Below are 3,078 nucleotides of genomic sequence, written 5' to 3'. Positions count from 1 at the left end.
AAATAGAATAGTACAAAATGTGCAGATTGAAACACTGATCTAAAAAGTATCGTTAAGTGTTCAAAATCTGCTTAAACTAAAACTAAGAAAATGGGAAATCTACTTTATATTATCGCTGTAGTATTAGTAATTTTTTGGCTTGTTGGCTTCCTGGGTTTTCCTGATGCCGTAGGCGGAATTATTCATGTGCTATTGGTATTAGCTGTGATCGCAGTGCTCTTGCGCCTGATCAGAAGTGCATAACTTATACATACAACACACGTAACTAAACAAAAATACGACACACTAAACAAATAAAACTATGGGAAATTTATTGTATATTATAGCTGTAGTACTTGTCATCGTTTGGCTGATTGGTTTCTTAGGATTCCCTGATGCAGTTGGCGGTCTAATTCACATATTACTCGTAATTGCAATTATTGTGGTACTGCTCAGACTCATAAGAGGCTGATAGAATACTACTAGAATATAAAAAAAGCGGCTGCCATACTTTGGCAGCCGCTTTTTTTATATGTATACTTTCTGTGTTAGCGATTTGTAAACGGAATGTTCAGTCCGAAGCGGATAACAGGATTACTGTACGGATTGATATTGCTATCATTGCCATTGTATAGCACCAGTAAATCAAACGAACCTTTATCTGAAATTCTTTGGCGATATCCCAAGCCAACCATCGGTATGGTAACGTTTCCTCGTTGTTTGCCCATGTAATATCCATACATGTCAACAAGAGCATACTCCACGTTTAGCTGCTCTACTTCTCCATGTGCCAATAACGCTCCGTCGCCTATGTTTACTAATTCAGCCTGTACATAGCCACGCCCGCCATAGTTATTGAAACTATACCCTCTGCCACTTTCATAATGGTACACGGCCCCAACTCCTAAATATAGCTTTGGTAATAAAGCATAGCTTAGCGTTGGCATAACAGAAATATTGGTGTATGTTCCAAACTGCAATCCTAAACCGCCACCAAAGTATAGTTTATCAATAAACCGAAGCTCCTCATTTGATTCTTCCTGCTTTGCCACCACTTCTGGCTGCGGCGTAGGTTGCTCCTGCACACGCGGCCTTGGCCTTGTTTGCTGCTGAGGCTGCTCTACCGGTACAGGTGGTCCTGTAGGTAACTCAGGCTTTCGGTAAGTAGAATCAGGCACCTGGGCCGCGGCTTCGGTACTGCACAGCAGCAGAAACAACAGCGGCAAGCTCAAACATAGAAGAAGGCGGCAGTTTTTTAGCATAGTATATAAAGTATATGAAAGCGATTAAGCGTAAGCAGAGGCATACATTTTTTTGCGCAGCTCTTTTATCGTCTCATCATTTAAATACTCCTCATAGCTCATGCGCTTATCAATAATACCGCTTGGTGTTAACTCTACTATTCGGTTAGCGATGGTATCCACAAACTGCAGGTCATGCGACGAGAACAGGATAGTACCATCATACTCACGGAGCGAGTTGTTCAGTGCCTGAATAGACTCCAGGTCCAGGTGGTTCGTTGGCTCATCAAATACCAGCACGTTTCCTGACTGAAGCATCATGCGTGAAAACATACAACGAACTTTCTCACCACCTGAAAGCACATTCGCTTTCTTAAGTGATTCTTCACCAGAGAAAAGCATTCTGCCCAGGAATCCACGAATAAAGCTTTCATCTTTCTCCGTAGAGTACTGGCGCAGCCAATCCACCAGGTTCAGGTCAGTGTCGAAGAACTCAGCATTATCTTTCGGGAAGAAAGAAGAGGTGATGGTTGTACCCCATTTAAAGTCTCCGCTGTCCTGCTTCTCTTCTTCAAAAAGTATTTTGAAAAAAGAAGAGGCCGCAATATCATTTCTCCCTATCACAGCAATTTTATCTCCTTTATCTACCATCAGGTTGATATTAGTGAAGATAGGCTGACCGTCTACATACTTGCCTAATCCTTCTACATTCAGAATTTGGTTGCCTGCTTCCCGCTCTGGTTTAAACGCGATGTAAGGGTATTTACGCGAAGAAGGTTTAATGTCTTCAAACGTAAGTTTTTCTAAAAGCTTGGCGCGCGACGTGGCTTGCTTAGACTTAGAGGCATTAGCGCTAAAGCGGCGGATAAACTCTTCCAGCTCTTTTCGCTTATCATCTGTCTTTTTGTTAGCATCCGAACGCTGCTTAAGCGCAAGTTGGCTTGACTCGTACCAGAAGCTATAGTTACCGGCATAAAGCTGTATTTTGCTGAAGTCGATATCAGCCACATGCGTACACACTGCGTCGAGGAAGTGGCGGTCGTGGGATACAACAATCACCGTATTAGGGAAGCTATCAAGGAAGTTCTCCAGCCACATGATAGACTCAGCATCTAAGTGGTTGGTAGGTTCATCGAGTAAGAGGATCTCTGGGTTGCCAAATAAGGCTTGTGCCAATAACACACGTACTTTCTCACTACCGCTCAGGTCTCGCATCTGTGCGTGGTGCAGGTTTTCGGTAATGCCAAGGCCGCTAAGTAGTTCCGCTGCTTCATATTCAGCATTCCAACCTTCCAGGTCAGCAAATTCACCTTCCAACTCAGCAGCACGCAGCCCATCCTGCTCATTAAAGTCAGGTTTAGCGTATACAGCATCTTTCTCCTCCATGATAGACCACAGGCGCTTATGGCCCATAATAACAGTCTGAAGGGCAAGGTATTCATCGTATTCAAAATGGTTCTGCTTTAACACAGCCAGGCGTGCATTTGCAGGAATTTCAACCTTACCGGTGTTAGGATCAATTTCTCCGGATAATATCTTCAGGAATGTTGACTTGCCAGCTCCGTTAGCACCTATAAGGCCATAACAGTTGCCGGGAGTAAACTTAATGGTAACATCTTCAAATAATGTGCGCTTGCCATAAGACAGACTGACATTGTTCGTACTAATCATAGAATATAGGTATGGGTAAAGTTTCAGATTTGGGTGCAAAGCTACAAAATAAAAGCATGCTTTTAAGCTTTACTATGCATTGCAGAGTATTAATATATAGTTAAGCCTGTCTTGCATATGCTTCTAAGTCAGTAGTTTTAACAGTGGCTTAAGAAAAAATCAAGACTAAAGCACAACGCCATTGCTG

General features: G+C 42.7%; 4 protein-coding genes. 2 read left to right on the top strand and 2 right to left on the bottom strand.

The window, feature by feature from the left end; genetic code table 11:
* Window positions 1-90: 90 nt before the first annotated feature.
* Together ACFQ2O_RS20890 and ACFQ2O_RS20885 are read left to right on the top strand one after the other, a co-directional pair.
* Window positions 91-243, top strand: coding sequence for a lmo0937 family membrane protein (locus ACFQ2O_RS20890; RefSeq protein ID WP_345163846.1), 153 nt, complete (start codon window positions 91-93; stop codon window positions 241-243).
* A 58-nt stretch (window positions 244-301) separates the two neighbouring features.
* Window positions 302-451 (top strand): lmo0937 family membrane protein, encoded by a 150-nt coding sequence (locus ACFQ2O_RS20885; RefSeq protein WP_377480564.1) that lies wholly within the window; start codon window positions 302-304, stop codon window positions 449-451.
* 76 nt (window positions 452-527) lie between these two features.
* Here ACFQ2O_RS20885 and ACFQ2O_RS20880 read toward each other — a convergent pair whose 3' ends face one another.
* Both ACFQ2O_RS20880 and ACFQ2O_RS20875 read right to left on the bottom strand, forming a co-directional pair.
* Window positions 528-1,241 carry a hypothetical protein gene (locus ACFQ2O_RS20880; RefSeq protein WP_377532692.1) on the bottom strand — a complete coding sequence of 238 codons (714 nt, stop codon included), beginning with the start codon at window positions 1,239-1,241 and terminating at the stop codon, window positions 528-530.
* Window positions 1,242-1,265: 24 nt separating this feature from the next.
* Window positions 1,266-2,891, bottom strand: a complete 1,626-nt coding sequence (locus ACFQ2O_RS20875) for an ABC-F family ATP-binding cassette domain-containing protein (RefSeq protein WP_377532690.1) — start codon at window positions 2,889-2,891, stop codon at window positions 1,266-1,268.
* Window positions 2,892-3,078: the final 187 nt, after the last annotated feature.

This window comes from Pontibacter rugosus, assembly GCF_042678745.1.
Classification (GTDB): Bacteria; Bacteroidota; Bacteroidia; order Cytophagales; family Hymenobacteraceae; genus Pontibacter; species Pontibacter rugosus.
This window is presented reverse-complemented; position numbering and strand designations above follow the sequence as displayed.